This window comes from Kitasatospora sp. NPDC051702, from assembly GCF_040681575.1.
Taxonomy (GTDB): Bacteria; Actinomycetota; Actinomycetes; order Streptomycetales; family Streptomycetaceae; genus Kitasatospora.
In genome coordinates this window covers 1-13,664 of record NZ_JBFAZB010000073.1, presented here as the reverse complement: position 1 = coordinate 13,664, position 13,664 = coordinate 1, and the positions used below count along the sequence as shown (strand labels likewise).

Genomic DNA, 13,664 nt, shown 5'->3' with positions numbered 1-13,664 from the left:
TCCCACCCCACCCCGGTGGGAGAACGCCGTGGCGGCCACCCGACGAAATGGTTAGCATCCCTAAATATGCCTGAGACTCACGGATCCACGGTGGAGCAGTCCCCGAGCGGCCCACCGGTTCCCGGCGCCGGCCGGCAGGACACCGGCGCCGGCCCGCAGACCGGTCGGGGCCCGCAGAACGCCCAGGCCCCGCAGAACGCCGCGGCCCCGCAGGGCGGCGGGAGCCCGGAGACGACCGGCTGGCTGCGCCGACTGGTCGGCTACTGCTGGCACTCCCGCCGGAGCGTGCTGCTCGCGTTCGGCGCCTCGCTGGTGGGCATGGCCGTCACCTCGCTGGTGCCGCTGGTCACCAAGCTGATCATCGACGACGTCATCACCACGCACACCCGCTCGCTGGCCCCCTGGGCCCTGGTGCTGCTGCTCGCCGCGGTCGTGGTCTTCGGCTGCACCCAGGTCCGTCGCTACTACGGCGGTCAGCTCGCCCTCGACGTCCAGCACGACATGCGCAGCGACCTCTTCCGCTCGCTCGGCCGACTCGACGGCCACCGCCAGGACCGCCTGGACACCGGCCAGGTCATCGGGCGCGCGACCTCGGACCTCCAGCTGATCAACGGCCTGCTCTCGATGCTGCCGATGATGACCGGCTACCTGCTGATGTTCGTCATGTCGCTGGCCGTGATGGTCTGGCTCTCCCCGCCGCTCACCCTGATCGCCCTGGTGATGGCGCCCGCGCTGTGGTGGGTCTCCTCCCTCAGCCGCAAGCGGCTGTTCCCCGCCACCTGGGCCGCCCAGCAGGAGGCGGCGGCCGTGGCGGGCGTGGTGGACGGCGCCATCGGCGGCGTCCGGGTGGTCAAGGGCTTCGGCCAGGAGGCCCAGGAGCTCGACAAACTGGAGCTGGCGTCCCGCAACCTGTTCGCCGCCCGCCTCCGGTCGATCCGGCTCAACGCCCGCTACAACCCGGCGATGCAGGCGATCCCGGCGCTCGCGCAGGTCGCGGTGCTGGCCTTCGGCGGCTGGCTGGCCGTCGACGGCCGGGTCTCGCTCGGCACCTTCGTCGCCTTCTCGGCCTACGTCGCGCAGATGACGGGTCCGGTGCGGATGCTCACCGCGGTCATCACGATCGGCCAGCAGGCCAGGGCCGGCGTGGAGCGCGTGCTGCAGCTGATCGACGACCGTCCGCTGGTGCAGGAGCGCCCGGACGCGCTGACCCTCGACCTCACCCGTTCCGGCCGGGACGGCGGGGCCGCAGAGGCCTCGCCCGACGCCGCCGTCACCCCCGGTTCCCCGGCCGGCTCCGCCGGCCCCCGCACGCCGGACGTCGCCCTGGAGTTCGACCAGGTCGAGTTCCGCTACGACCCGGAGCACCCCGCCCCCGTGCTGCACGGCCTCAGCCTGCGGCTGGCCCCGGGCGAGACCCTCGCGCTGGTCGGCGCCTCGGGCTCCGGCAAGTCGACGGTGGCGCAGCTGGTGCCCCGCTTCTACGACCCGGCGGCCGGCGCCGTCCGGATCTACGGGCACGACCTGCGCGACCTCACCCTGGACTCGGTCCGCGCGGCGGTCGGGATCGTCCCCGAGGAGAGCTTCCTCTTCTCCGAGTCGGTCCGCACCAACATCGCCTACGGCCGCCCGGACGCCACCGACGAGCAGGTCGTCGCGGCCGCGCGCGCCGCCCAGGCCGACGAGTTCGTCCGCGCGCTGCCGGACGGTTACGAGACCAGGGTCGGCGAGCAGGGTCTGACCCTCTCCGGCGGCCAGCGCCAGCGCATCGCACTGGCCCGGGCGATCCTCACCGACCCTCGGATCCTGCTGCTGGACGACGCCACCTCGGCGGTGGACCCGCAGATCGAGGCCGAGATCCACGACGCGCTGCGCTCGGTGATGACCGGCCGCACGACGCTGCTGATCGCGCACCGGCGGTCGACGCTCCAGCTCGCCGACCGGATCGCCGTCCTGGACCACGGCCGGCTCCTGGACATCGGCACGCACGAGGAGCTCGACGCCCGATGTCCCCAGTACCGGGCGCTGATCACCGACCACGAGGCGGGCCGCGCCTCCCGGCGGCCGCAGGCGGAGCCCGCACCCGGGCAGCCGTCCGAACAGCACGCCGGGCAGCACGCCGAGCAGCATTCCGGGCAGCAGGCTCCCGACGACGCGACGGACCCGACCGCGGACCGGGCCCCCGACCACGCCCCTGACCAGGCCACCGGCCAGGCCCTCGACGGGTCCCCCGGGCGGACGGCAGGCCAGACCGCCGCGCCGGAGCGCGGACCGGCGGTCCCCGCCCTCCCCACCCCCGCCCTGGTCAAGGCGGCCCGCACCGCCAACCCCGACCTGCTGGCCACGGTCGCCGCGCTCCCGCCGGCCACCGACACCCCGGCCATCCCCCGGTCCGAGGCCGAGGCCGGCGACCCGGACTTCACCCTCCGCCGGATGCTGCGCCCCTTCCGGGCCCCGCTGGCCCTCGCCCTGCTGCTCGTCGCGCTGGACGCCGGCGCGGCCCTGGTGCTGCCGGTGCTGATCCGGCACGGCATCGACCAGGGCGTCAGCAAGGCCCTGATGTCCGGGGTCGCCGTCGCCGCGCTCGCCGCGCTCGTCGTGGTGCTGCTGGACTGGCTGGTGCAGAGCGCCGAGAACCGGGTCAGCGGACGGACCGGCGAGCGGGTGCTCTACTCGCTCCGGCTCAAGATCTTCGCCCACCTGAACCGGCTCGGCCTGGACTACTACGAGCGCGAGCTGTCCGGTCGGATCATGACCCGGATGACCACCGACCTGGACTCGCTGACCTCGTTCCTGCAGACCGGCGTCGTCACCGCCGTGGTCAGCCTGCTCACCTTCGCCGGGATCTTCGCCGCGCTGCTGATCATCGACGCCGGCCTGGCCCTGGTGGTCTTCGCGGTGCTGCCGCTGCTGGTGATCGCCACGCTGGTGTTCCGCAAGAAGTCCAAGGACCAGTACGAGCTCTCCCGGGACCTCATCAGCACCGTCAACGCCGACCTGCAGGAGAACGTGGCCGGCATGCGGATCGTCCAGGCCTTCCGCCGCCTGGACGCCAACACCGACCGCTTCGTCGCCCGGGGGGAGGCCTACCGCGAGGCCCGGGTCCGTGCGCAGCTCTACATCTCGCTGTACTTCCCGTTCGTCCAGTTCCTCTCCAGCGTGGCCGCCGCGCTGGTGCTGATCGTGGGCGCCGCCCGGGTCGACGCCGGGACGCTGACGGTCGGCGCGCTGGTCGCGTACCTGCTGTACATCGACCTGTTCTTCGCGCCGGTCAACCAGCTGTCCCAGGTGTTCGACGGCTACCAGCAGGCCTCGGTGGGGCTCGGCCGGATCCGGGAGCTGCTGCGCACCCCGACCACCACCGTGCAGTCCGCCGACCCGGTCCCGGTCCCCGAGGGGCTGCGCGGGGAGATCTCCTTCGAGGGCGTCAGCTTCGCCTACAACGGCGGGGCGGACGGCGCGCCGGACGTGCTGACCGGTGTGGACCTGCACATCCCGGCCGGGCAGACGGTGGCGCTGGTGGGTGAGACCGGCGCCGGGAAGTCGACGCTGGTGAAGCTGGTCGCCCGGTTCTACGACGCGACGGCCGGCACCGTCCGGGTCGACGGGGTCGACCTCACCCGCTACGACCTGGCGCAGTACCGGCACCGGCTCGGCGTGGTGCCGCAGGAGGCGTACCTGTTCGCCGGCACGGTGCGCGAGGCCATCGCGTACGGCCGGCCGCAGGCCTCGCCGGCCGAGGTGGAGACGGCGGCCCGGGCGGTCGGCGCGCACGACATGATCCTCAAGCTGTCCGGCGGCTACGACCACGAGGTCGCGGGCCGCGGGCGCAACCTCTCGGCGGGCCAGCGCCAGCTGATCGCGCTGGCGAGAGCCGAACTGGTGGACCCGGACATCCTCCTGCTGGACGAGGCGACCGCGGCCCTGGACCTGGCCACCGAGGCGGTGGTCAACCACGCCGCCGACCGGCTCAGCGGCGGCCGCACCACCCTGGTGATCGCCCACCGGCTGACCGCCGCCGAGCGCGCCGACCGGGTCGTCGTGCTGGACCACGGCCGGGTGGTCGAGGACGGGACCCACGCCGAACTGCTGGCCAGGGGCGGCACCTACGCCCGGCTGTGGGAGGCCTTCATCGCCGACGGCCACCCGGTGGCCGAGGCCGTCCCGGCCGGGTAGGTCCCCGGGCCGGGTCGCCCGGGGCAGCGTGGGCCGGAGTCCGACCGGACTCCGGCCACCCTCCCCGTCCGGCCACCCTCCCCGACCGGGCGGCCCCCGGCCGGGGCGTTCGGAGCGGCGGTGCCTGCGAAGGGCGACGGCCGCCCCGGCGTCAGGCGGCGATCAGCGAGGTCAACAGGCCCGAGGCGTCGATGCCGTGCGGAAGCTCGCTCACCTGCCCGTCCCCGACCTCGACCACCCGCCAGCCGGAGCCGTCGGCCCGGTAGGCGAGGTCGGTGGTGACGAAGCGGCAGCCGAGCGTCCGGACCAGCGCCTGGACGCCGTCGAGGTCGGGTTCGACGGTGTGGCGGGGCCCGTCGGGGTGCGGTCCGACCAGGACGGGCTCGCCGTCCAGCCACCACACCCGCGCCTCCGCGGCCCGGCCGGCCCCGTCGCCCAGGCCGTGGGCGCCATCGCCGGTTCCGTCGGCCCCCGTTCCGGCACCGCCCGGCGCGGCCGCCCCGGGGCCGCCGACCCCGCGCCCGGCGTCCGGGAGGCCGGCGAACCGCTCGAACCGCCGCAGCACCACCCCGCCGGCCAGGAACTCGCCCTGCAGCTCGACGAACCGGGCCACCACCCGGCCGACGGCCGCCAGGTCGGCCAACTCCGGGACGTAGCAGGCCTCGTGCCACTCGTGCTTGCGGGACTTCACGTAGTCCTTGACGATCGCCGGCCCGCTGCCGCCGAGCCGGGCCGCCGCGGCCGCCAGCTCCTCCGCCGCTGGCGCCGCCCCGGCGGTCGGGATCCACGTACTGGGCGGGGTCGCCCCCTCGAACACGCCGTACCAGCCGGGCAGTTCGTGGGCCGTCGCGTAGCCGGCCGCGCTGGTCAGCAGGTGTCCGCCGCGTGTGGTGAGCGCGGCGGAGAACTCGGCGTAGCGGGCCGAGGGCAGCATCCAGCCCCGGTACCAGAGCGGGCCGCTGCCGCGCGGCACCCGTAGGACGGCCTCCTCGGCCCGTCCGGCGAGCAGCGCGTCGTGGTCGACCAGGTGGTGCTCGCCGCCCGACTCCCGCAACAGCCGCGCCTCCCAGGCGAAGTGCGGGTCGGGTCGGCGAGGGTTGAGCGGGTCGGCGGGGAGGAGGATCGCGGGTACGGGCATGGCCGTCAGGGTACGGCCGGAGCCGGGCCCGTGTCGGCGGCTTTCACTCCGGCGAATTCGGCTCGACGGCCCGGGGCTGCGCTGCCAGAGTGATCCGATGCGAAATCTGCTGCGATCCCGCAAGCGCGTTCCCCGACAGGCCGCCCGCACCGTCGTCCTGGACGAGGGAGGTTCGGTCTTCCTGCTGCGTTCGGACAACGACGAGGTGGGCGTGCACTGGACGATGCCCGGCGGCGGACTGGACACCGGCGAGAGCCCGTGGACCGGCGCGCGGCGCGAGCTCTGGGAGGAGACCGGCTGGACCGACCTCGAACCCGGCCCGTTGCTCTGCACCTGGGAGCACGACTTCACCTGGCACGGCACCCCGGTCCGCCAGCACGAGCACATCTACCTGACCACCGGTCCGCACCGCGGGCCGGTCGGCGACGTCAGCGCCGTGCACGCCGAGGACCGGATCCTGGACTGGCGCTGGTGGACCCCGGCCGACCTGGCCGACGAGAACGCCGACGCGCTCTGGCCGCCCCGGCTGCCGGAGCTGTTGGACGCCGTCCGTTCGGGCTGGGCGGTGGACGGTCGGCCCCCGGTGCCCGTCGACCTCGGCTACGTGCCGAACGCCCCGGACGTCCGCTGACGACGCCCGGATGCTGACGGCCGCATGCTGACGACCGCCCGCTGACGCTCAGCCACCGAGGGCCAGCCGCGATCCGCCACGCACGACCCCGCCGCACATCACCCGCCGACCGCCGGGCTCCCGTGCGGGCGTCCCGTCGGCCCGTCGGCCCGCGGTTCGACGGCTCCTCGGCCCTACGGCCGCCCGCCGCGCCGGGCCCGCCCGCCCGGTCCGGCCTCCCAGCCGTGCAGGTCCAACTCCCGGTCGTGCAGCGCGGCGGGGTTCATCAGCACCGTCAGCTGCGCGCCGGCCAGTTGCTCGAAGGTGAGCCCGGTGGCGGCCAGCAGCCGGTCGGTCGGCACCGAGACGGCGATGGCGGGCCGCCAGGACGGCAGCACGACGAGGCTGGTGCCGCGGCCGAGGCGGACGGTGTCGGCCGTCACCCGGACCGGAGCTCGCTCCTCGGGGCGGCCGACGGCCTCGGGTTGGAGGGGGCTGCCACTGATCAGGATGCCCAGCGGGGTCTCGCCGCGCGTCGCCCCGGGGTCGGCGGCCGGCCACTGCTCCACGGTCCGGCTGGCGTCGGCGGGTTCACCCGTACGGGGCAGGACCACCCGTCCGTCCCCGTCCTGGAGGCCGGCCGGGGCCGCCGGTTCGGCCGGGCCGACGGCGGCCGGTCCGGCCGGGGCGCTCTCCGGGTGCATCCGCCGCAGCCGGCGCGACGGGGAGGGCCGCCGCGACCCGAAGCCCCGCAGGTCCTCGCGGGCGGCCCGTAGGACGGGCACGTCGGTCTCGTCCGCCGTCGGGCCGGTCGTGAGGGGGAACCGGGTGTACCCGGTGGTTCCGGTGCCGCTCGCGCGCTCCGGACCCGCGGGGACCGCCGCGCTCCCCGGGTCGGCCGCGCCGAGGCCGCCGTGCACACCGTCCGTCCGGTCCCGACCGCCGGGGCCGCCCGCGGCACGGACCAGACCGTCCGGACCGTCCACGCCGCCTGAGCCGCCCGCGGGGCGCCCCCGGCCGACGCCGTCGGACTCCGCGGCCCGGCCCGCGCCGTCCCCGCCGAGCAGGGCCCGCACCTCCGCGACCGGCCGACGGCACGCGGCCGCCAGTTCGGAGACCGAGCGCCCCTGCGCGTGCGCGGCCCGCAGCCGTTCGGCGAGCGCCGCCCGCAGCCGTGACGTGGTCGGATCGTCCGTCGCGGCGTCCTCGTCGGCGGGGCGGCCGTCCGGCAGGGCGTCCTGCGAGCCGCGGGGCCGGGGCACCGAGTCGGGGCGCGCGCCGCCGGGGTGGCGCGGGTCGCCGGCCGGGCCGTTGGGGGAGGCCCCCGGGGCGCCGGCCGGGCCGGCCTCGGCGGCCGTCGTGACGGCGCAGCGCCCGGCGTGCGGTGCCGGCGTTCCGGCGCCGTCCGCGGGCGGGCCGGGCGGCGTCGGATCGGTTGCGGTGGGGTGGAGCGAGGTCATCGGCACGGGCCCTTCGGCGGACGGTCCCGACGATCCTCCCGCACCGCGCGATCAGCTCCAAGCGTCATTTCCGCGGTCGTGCGCGCGGACCGGGCCCGCCCCTACCCGGTGTGTCGGCTCAAGTGCCGGGCGCGACGAACCCCTTGAGGTCGCTGAGCACCGCGTTCGCCGCCAGGACGCCGAGCCCCAGGAACCAGGTCTCGTCCGAAACCGGTCGGGCCTGACCGGACTTGACCGCACCGAGGGTCTTCCAGAGCGCGCCGCCGAGCACCGTGTCCTGGTTGGTGGCGGTGGGGGTGCCGTAGACGCCGTAGAAGATCCAGTCGGCGTCGGCCTTGTCGATCTGCTCCGGGCTGACCTCCACCGCGAGTTCCTCGACCTGTTCGATCGGGGGCTGCGGCAGCGGCACGTCGGCGAGGACGGTGCCGATGAAGGACAGCCCGGCGTACAGCCGCGTGCGGCCCGGCATGAAGCGCAGCGGGGTGACGGTCGGCCGCTTGCCGCCGAGTCCGGCGCCGACCGCGGTGGCGGCCGCCTGGTAGGCGTCGAGCTGCGCACCGGCCTCCGCCTCCAGACCGAAGGGGCTGGCGTTGAGCCGGAAGTTCTGCTTCCAGGGGTAGCCCGGGCGCAGCGAGAAGACGGTCGGCGCGATCTTGGACAGCTGCGCGTACTGGTCCTGGGCGCGCAGCCGGCTGCCGAGGATCAGGTCGGGCTTGAGCGCGGCGATCGCCTCCAGGTTGAGGCTGTTGATGGTGCCGACCGCGGCGGGGGCGCCGGCCCTGTCCCTGAGGTAGGAGGGCAGCGACTTGGAACCGTCGGTGTGGACGACGCCGACCGGCTGGATGCCGAGCGAGACGACGTTGTCGAGCTCGCCGGTGTCCAGAACGACCACCCGGGTGGGCCGGGCGGGGACGACGGTCTCGCCCATCGCGTGCCGGACGGTGCGCGGGTAGACGCCGGGGGCGGCGTCGGTGCCGAAGCCCTTCATCTTCTCGATCACGGTGGCGTAGTCGTCGCCGCCCTGCTTCACCGACTTCTGGTCGGGCGAGGAGCCGCCGGTGCCCGGGGTCGACCCCCCGGAGGCGCCGGGGCCGCCGCTGCCGCCGGGTCCGCCGCAGGCGGTGAGGAGTCCGCCGAGGCCGAGCACCGCTCCGCCGGCGACGGCGGTGGACAGGAACCGGCGGCGGGACGGGGTGCGGGGGCCGACCGGGGCGGGGCCGACGTGGGCCGGGTCGCCGGGTGCAGGGTCGCCGGAGGTGGGGGCCACGCGACGCTCCTTCGAGATCGAGGTTAGGTTAGGCAAACCTACTACGCGCGCCCAAATCTCAACGTACGTGCATAAAATCACCAAGAGTTGGTCTGCTCAACCTTCTGCATCCGCACTAGAGTGCGCTGGTGCGTGATCAGCAGCTCTCAGAGCACGGAAGCAGCGGCCGGGCAATGGCGCCCGGCGCTCCGCAGGGCACCCCGGTCAGTGGTGCCAGTGGTGGAGTCCCCGACCGGGGGACGGCGGGGGGAGCGGGGGACAAGGGCCTGTCGGGCAACTCGGTGGGCCTGTTGAGCAGCGTGGTCCTGGGCGTCTCGACGGTCGCCCCGGTCTACTGCCTGACCGCGACGCTCGGGCCGACCGTCACCGCGGTCGGCGTCCAGATGCCCGCGGTGTTCCTGGCCGGTTTCCTGCCGATGCTGCTCGTCGCGTTCGCCTACAAGGAGCTGAACAAGGACTTCCCGGACTGCGGCACGTCCTTCACCTGGACGGTCAAGGCCTTCGGCCCCCGGGTCGGCTGGATGGCCGGCTGGGGCCTGACCGTCGCGACGATCATCGTGCTCTCCAACCTGGCCGGGGTCGCCACCGACTTCCTCTACCTGATGCTCGGCGAGATGACCGGCAGCAGCCGGGTCGCCGACCTCGACCAGAACCAGGCCGTCCACCTGCTCACCGTGGTCCTGCTGATCGGCGGCGCCACCGCGATGAGCTACCGGGGGATGACGGCCACCCGGTGGTTCCAGTACGGCCTGGTCGGGCTCCAGCTCGCCGTGCTGGTGCTCTTCTCGGTCATCGCCATCGGCAAGGCCGCCGCGGGCGAGCTCCCCGACTCGATCGGCTTCTCGGCCTCCTGGCTCAACCCACTGGAGGTCGGCTCCTTCAGCGCCTTCACCGCCGGCCTGTCCCTGTCGATCTTCATGTACTGGGGCTGGGACACCTGCCTCACCATGAACGAGGAGACCCTCGGCAGCTCCAGGACGCCGGGCCGTGCGGCGATGACCTCCATGGTCACCCTGGTCGGCTCCTACCTGCTGGTGGCGATCGCCGCCCAGATGTTCGCGGGCGTCGGCTCCACCGGCCCGGGCCTGGGCAATCCGGAGACCTCCGACAACGTCTTCGCCGCGCTCGCCCGCCCGGTGCTCGGGTCGCCCTGGAGCGTCCTGCTCTTCCTGGCCGTGGTCGCGAGCGCCGCCGCCAGCCTGCAGACCACCTTCATCCCGGTGGCCCGCACGCTGCTCGCGATGAGCGCCTACCGCGCCGTGCCGCCGCGCTTCGGCGCCGTCCACCCGCGCTTCCGCACCCCCGGCTACGCCACCGCCGCGGCCGGCGCCGCCACCGCCGTCTTCTACGTCGGCATGAGCCTGATCAGCGAGGACGTGGTCGAGGACACCATCCTGGCGCTCGGTCTGATGATCTGCTTCTACTACGCGCTGACCGCATTCGCCTGCGTCTGGTACTTCCGCCGCTCGCTGCGCAACGGCCCGCGCGACCTCTTCCTCAAGGGCGTCGCCCCACTGCTCGGCGGCGTGCTGCTGAGCGGGGTCTTCCTGCAGACCCTCACCGACGCCTGGGACCCGGAGTACGGCAGCGGAGCCGTCCTCGGCATCGGCTCGGTGTTCGTCATCGGCGTCGGCATCCTGCTGCTCGGCGCGGCGCTGATGACCGGCTACGGCCTGGTCCGGCCGGAGTTCTTCCGCGGCGAGACGCTGCGCCGGGACACCCCCGCGCTGGTCGTCGAGGACTGAAACGGGCGCCGGGCGCCGGTGGCCGGTCGGTCGATCGCCGGATCGACCGACCGGCCACGCCGGCGGGCCGTCGGCGCTATCCTCGAGCACATGAAGCTTCACGCGGGCCTGAGCTGGTGGCCGTCCTAGGACGGCCACCCCTCACACCTGACCCAGGGCCGTCCGGATCGGACGGCCCTGTCGTGTTTCCCCACGGGACGGGCTCCCGCCCCCGGACGGCCGCCACCACCGCCGCACCGAGGAGAAACCCGATGACCACCACCGCGACCGCGACCGGCCCCGCCGGCGCCGCCACCACCGCGACCTTCACCGCCGACCCGGGCACCGACCGGGTCCTCACCGGCGACCGCCCCACCGGTCCGCTCCACCTCGGCCACTACTTCGGCACCCTGCGCAACCGCGTCCGGCTCCAGGAACAGGGCGTCGAGATGTTCGTCGTGGTCGCCGACTACCAGGTCATCACCGACCGGGACGTCGCCGACCGGCTCGCCGAGCACACCGAGGACCTCGTCCTCGACTACCTCGCGGCCGGCCTCGACCCGGACCGCGCCACGATCTTCGCGCACAGCGCCGTCCCCGCCCTCAACCAGCTGCTGCTCCCCTTCCTCAGCCTGGTCAGCGTCGCCGAACTCAACCGCAACCCCACCGTCAAGGAGGAGATCGCCCACTCCCGCCAGTCCGCCGTCAACGGGCTGATGTTCACCTACCCGGTCCACCAGGCCGCCGACATCCTCTTCTGCAAGGCGAACCTCGTGCCGGTCGGCCAGGACCAGCTGCCGCACCTCGAGGTCGCCCGCACCGTCGCCCGGCGCTTCAACGAGCGCTACCCGCACAGCGGCGGCGAACCCGTCTTCCCCCAGCCCCGGGCGCTGCTCTCCGACGCCCCGCTGCTGCTCGGCACCGACGGCGGCAAGATGAGCAAGAGCCGCGGCAACTCCGTCGCCCTCGGCGCCACCGAGGACGAGACCGCCCGCATCGTCCGGGCCGCCAGGACCGACGCCGACCGGCGGATCTCCTACGACCCGGCCGCACGCCCCGAGGTCTCCGGCCTCGTCCTGCTCGCCGCCCTCTGCCAGGACCGCGCACCCGAGGAGATCGCCGCCGAGATCGGCGACGGCGGAGCCGCCGCCCTCAAGCGCACCGTCACCGACTCCGTCAACGAGTACCTCCGCCCGCTCCGGGCCCGCCGCGCCGAACTCGCCGCCGACCGCGCCCACCTGCGCCGGGTCCTGCGGGACGGCGCCGAGCGCGCCAACGCAATCGCCGACGCCACCCTCGCCGAGGTCAGGTCGGTGATGGGATCGGTGTGACGCGGACGGGGCATACCAGTTCCGGCGGACCCGGCCGGAACTGAGGCCGCATCACCCCGCCGACCGCGTCGCCCCGCGCCCCTGGAAGGATTCCGGTCATGGACCAGCAGCCGACCTCGCCCGCACGAGGGCTGACCCGACCGCCCCACCTGCGCCCCGGGGACCACGTCGCCGTGGTCGCCCCCAGCGGGCCGATCGACCCCGAGCGGCTCGCCGCCGGGGCCGGGATCCTGCGCTCCTGGGGGCTGCGGGTGACGGTCGCCCCGCACGTCCTCGACACCCACCCCTCCCTCGGGTACCTCGCCGGCGCCGACGCCGACCGCGCCGCCGACCTCCAGCAGGCCTGGCTCGACCCCACCGTCGACGCCGTCATGTGCGCCCGCGGCGGCTACGGCGTCCACCGCATGGTCGACCTGCTCGACTGGGACGCCATGCGCCGCGTCCCGCCCAAGGCGTTCATCGGCTTCAGCGACGTCTCCTCGCTGCACGAGGCCTTCGCCCAGCGCCTCGGGCTCGCCACCCTCTACGGTCCGCTGGCCTCCGGCTCCGCCTTCGTGACCGACGGACCGACCGCCGAACACCTGCGCCGCACCCTCTTCGAACCCGACTCGACCACGCTGCTCACCTCCGCCACCGCCACCGCCCTCGCCCCGGGCGTGGCCCGGGGCGTCACCGCCGGCGGCTGCACGCACGTGCTGGCGGCGGAACGCGGCACCCCGGGAGCGCGGCCGTCCTTCGCCGGCACCATCCTGATCCTGGAGGACGTCAACGAGCACCCCTACCAGCTCGACCGGATCCTCACCCAGTTCCTGCGCTCCGGCGCGCTCGACGGCGTCGCCGGCATCGCGCTCGGCTCCTGGGAGGGCTGCGGCCGACCGGACCGGGTCCGCTCCGTCATGCTCGACCGGCTCGGCCCGCTCGGCGTCCCCGTCCTGTGGGAACTCGGATTCGGCCACTGCCCGTCCTCGCTGACCGTGCCGCTCGGAGTCCCCGCCGTCCTGGACGCCGACGCCGGCACGCTGACCATGGCCGTTCCCGCGCTCGCCGGCCGGGCCTGAGGCGGACCGCGAGGCGGTGACCCGGTGAGCCGGGGTGAGTAGGGTGCGCGCATGAGTGTGAACGGGGACAGCCTCACCGCCCTCGCCCTCGGCCTCCTGCGGGGCCCGGGCAGCAACGCCCGGACGATCCTCGGGCTCGTCGGCCCGCCCGCGGCCGGCAAGTCCACGCTGGCCCGGCACCTGGTCGCCGAGGTCGAACGCGTCGAAGGCCCCGGCAGCGCCGCGTACGTCCCGCTCGACGGCTTCCACCTCTCCGGCGCCCAACTGCGGCGCCTCGGCCTGACGCACCGCAAGGGCGCGCCGGAGACCTTCGACGCCCACGGCTACGTCGCCCTGCTGCACCGCATCGCCGGGGACCGCTTCCGGGACGTCTACGTCCCCGACTTCGACCGCACCCTCGACGAACCTGTCGCCGCCCGGCACGTCGTCCGCCCGCACACCCGCCTCGTCATCACCGAGGGCAACTACCTCGCCTCCACCGACAACCCGTGGCCGGAGGCCCGCCGCCTGCTGCGCGAGCTCTGGTACGTCGACACCGACGACGCCCTGCGCGAGGAACGTCTGCTCCGCCGCCACCGGGACATCGGGCGCGACGAGGCCACCGCCCGCGACTGGGTCACCGGCAACGACCACCCCAACGGCGAGTACGTGAAGACGGGGCGCCCGCGCTGCACCCGGACGGTCACCGGCAGTGGTTTGCCCGCGGCGCCGAACAGGGGTAGTGTTCTCTAGTCGCTCGGCAGGGAGCACCGGACACGCATCGGCGCGGACGGTCCCGGGGCGGCCAATCCTTCGAAACACCACTTCCCGGCTCGGGCTGGGTCGCGCTTTGTCGCGGCTCGGTGCGTATTCGGCGTGCTCGTTTTATTGGATTGCGGTCGGATTCGCTTTTCGGAGCGGGGA

Annotated in this window: 9 protein-coding genes; 6 read left to right on the top strand and 3 right to left on the bottom strand. The window is 74.5% G+C overall.

The window, feature by feature from the left end:
- Positions 1–66: 66 nt before the first annotated feature.
- Positions 67–4,173: an ABC transporter transmembrane domain-containing protein gene (locus tag AB0N04_RS36595; RefSeq protein ID WP_360209255.1), complete on the top strand. Its 4,107-nt coding sequence runs from the start codon at positions 67–69 to the stop codon at positions 4,171–4,173.
- 151 nt (positions 4,174–4,324) lie between these two features.
- Here the strand turns inward: AB0N04_RS36595 and AB0N04_RS36590 are convergent, their stop codons facing one another.
- Positions 4,325–5,311, bottom strand: coding sequence for an ATP-grasp domain-containing protein (locus tag AB0N04_RS36590; protein ID WP_360209253.1), 987 nt, complete (start codon positions 5,309–5,311; stop codon positions 4,325–4,327).
- Positions 5,312–5,408: 97 nt separating this feature from the next.
- Between AB0N04_RS36590 and AB0N04_RS36585 the strand changes: the two genes are divergently transcribed.
- Positions 5,409–5,942: an NUDIX domain-containing protein gene (locus tag AB0N04_RS36585; RefSeq protein ID WP_360209251.1), complete on the top strand. Its 534-nt coding sequence runs from the start codon at positions 5,409–5,411 to the stop codon at positions 5,940–5,942.
- A 173-nt stretch (positions 5,943–6,115) separates the two neighbouring features.
- Here AB0N04_RS36585 and AB0N04_RS36580 read toward each other — a convergent pair whose 3' ends face one another.
- Together AB0N04_RS36580 and AB0N04_RS36575 are read right to left on the bottom strand one after the other, a co-directional pair.
- The gene (locus AB0N04_RS36580; protein ID WP_360209249.1) at positions 6,116–7,381 is read right to left on the bottom strand and encodes a hypothetical protein; all 1,266 of its coding nucleotides are present in this window, start codon (positions 7,379–7,381) and stop codon (positions 6,116–6,118) included.
- 118 nt (positions 7,382–7,499) lie between these two features.
- Entirely contained in the window at positions 7,500–8,648 is a 1,149-nt protein-coding gene (locus AB0N04_RS36575; RefSeq protein WP_360209246.1) for an iron-siderophore ABC transporter substrate-binding protein, read from the bottom strand.
- Positions 8,649–8,821: 173 nt separating this feature from the next.
- On the opposite strand from AB0N04_RS36575, the gene AB0N04_RS36570 reads away from it, so the two are divergent.
- The 4 genes from AB0N04_RS36570 to AB0N04_RS36555 all read left to right on the top strand — a co-directional run bounded on the left by AB0N04_RS36570 (position 8,822) and on the right by AB0N04_RS36555 (position 13,493).
- Positions 8,822–10,393, top strand: coding sequence for an APC family permease (locus AB0N04_RS36570; RefSeq protein WP_360209510.1), 1,572 nt, complete (start codon positions 8,822–8,824; stop codon positions 10,391–10,393).
- Between the two features lie 251 nt (positions 10,394–10,644).
- Positions 10,645–11,703: a tryptophan--tRNA ligase gene (gene trpS, locus AB0N04_RS36565; RefSeq protein WP_360209244.1), complete on the top strand. Its 1,059-nt coding sequence runs from the start codon at positions 10,645–10,647 to the stop codon at positions 11,701–11,703.
- Between the two features lie 98 nt (positions 11,704–11,801).
- Positions 11,802–12,761, top strand: coding sequence for an LD-carboxypeptidase (locus AB0N04_RS36560; RefSeq protein WP_360209242.1), 960 nt, complete (start codon positions 11,802–11,804; stop codon positions 12,759–12,761).
- A 51-nt stretch (positions 12,762–12,812) separates the two neighbouring features.
- Positions 12,813–13,493: a nucleoside/nucleotide kinase family protein gene (locus tag AB0N04_RS36555; RefSeq protein WP_360209239.1), complete on the top strand. Its 681-nt coding sequence runs from the start codon at positions 12,813–12,815 to the stop codon at positions 13,491–13,493.
- The last annotated feature ends 171 nt before the right edge of the window (positions 13,494–13,664 follow it).